General features: G+C 43.6%; 1 protein-coding gene. It reads right to left on the minus strand.

Annotation, left to right across the window (positions count from 1 at the left end):
* Window positions 1-1,562, minus strand: a 1,562-nt coding sequence (locus tag G4P69_RS36735) for a cytochrome c oxidase subunit I (RefSeq protein WP_208354764.1), incomplete at its 3' end; no start/stop codon positions are given.
* Between the last annotated feature and the right edge of the window lie 30 nt (window positions 1,563-1,592).

Here is a 1,592-nt window from a genome sequence, read left to right on the forward strand (position 1 = left end):
GAAGCGACTAACCACTCAAGTCCAATTGCTCGCCAAGGATTGGATGGTGCTTTTACGTCGTGTATCCAAGAAGCAATCATATTAATAATGAAGGGTAAAGTGGACATACCTAGTAAAAATGATCCAAGACTAGCAATAATGTTCCAAAATTCATACTCTGGAGCGTAGGAAGAGACTCGACGTAACATTCCTTGCAAGCCTAATGGATGCATGGGAAAGAAACATAAATTCGTGCCAATAAACGTTAGCCAGAAATGCAACTTGCCCAAGCTTTCATAGTACATTCGTCCGGTCATTTTGGGAAACCAGAAGTAAATAGCGGCAAACATCCCCATTGTTACTGTGCCGTACAAAACATAGTGGAAGTGACCCACCACGTAGTATGTATTGTTGACGTGAACATCGATGGGAACTGAGGAAAGAGTGATACCAGTGATACCTGCAAAGACAAATAATATTAATCCGCCTAGCGCAAACAGCATTGGCGTATCTAACCGCAGCTTACCTCCCCAAATTGTTGCAGTCCAAGCAAACACTTTAATGCCAGTAGGCACAGAAACGAACATTGTTGTCAGCATGAAAAACAGCCGCATCCAAGCTGGGGTGCCACTGACGTACAAATGGTGTACCCAAACTATACCGCTAACTCCAGCAATGAGAAGCGATGAAATGGCGACAATTTTATAACCAAATAAAGGTTTGCGAGCGAAAGCTGGGAAGATTTCGGAAAAAACTCCAAAGACTGGCAAAATGATTACGTAAACAGCAGGGTGAGAGTAGAACCAGAAAAAATGCTGGAAGAGGATTGGATCGCCTCCTTTTGCAGGGTTAAAAAAGCTAGTCCCAACTGTTAAATCAAGCAGAAGCATGACTGCACCTGCGGTCAAAACAGGTAAACCAAACAATTGGATAAGCTGCGCACTGAATACGTTCCAGACAAAGATCGGCATACGGAAGAAAGTCATACCGGGTGCGCGCATCTTAACAACTGTGGTCACAAAATTGACCGCCCCCATAATTGAGGAAACACCTGATACTGCGACTGCTAGAAGCCAAATGACTTCACCATTAATTAAGTTTCCTGTTGGGTTTTGCAAACTGACGGGAGGATATGACCACCAACCTGCTTGTGCTGGACCTCCAGGTACTAAGAAGCTAATCATTAGCAGAATAGCAGCGACTGGAATCATCCAGAATGCGACAGCATTAAGTCTGGGAAATGCCATATCTCGCGCCCCAATCATTAGAGGTACAAGAAAGTTAGCAAAACCTGTTAGTATCGGAAATGTCCATCCGAACAGCATCACTGTACCGTGCATGGTAAACATGGCGTTATAAACAGCACGGTCAACAAGGTCTGCTTCTGGGGTAATCAATTCCCCACGAAGGACCATCGCAAATATACCACCTACTAGAAAAAGTATGAAAGCGGTAACAATATACTGAATACCTATAACTTTATGGTCTGTGCTGAAGCTAAAGTAGCGCTTCCAATCGCCTGTAGGTTCGTGGTCAGGTATCTCAGGTTTTAGACTGATGTCATCAGCGGGAATATTTGTCATTTGTCCTTGGAGATTGTTTTTTGTTGATAA

The sequence above is a fragment of the Aetokthonos hydrillicola CCALA 1050 genome, assembly GCF_017591665.1.
Taxonomy (GTDB): Bacteria; Cyanobacteriota; Cyanobacteriia; order Cyanobacteriales; family Nostocaceae; genus Aetokthonos; species Aetokthonos hydrillicola.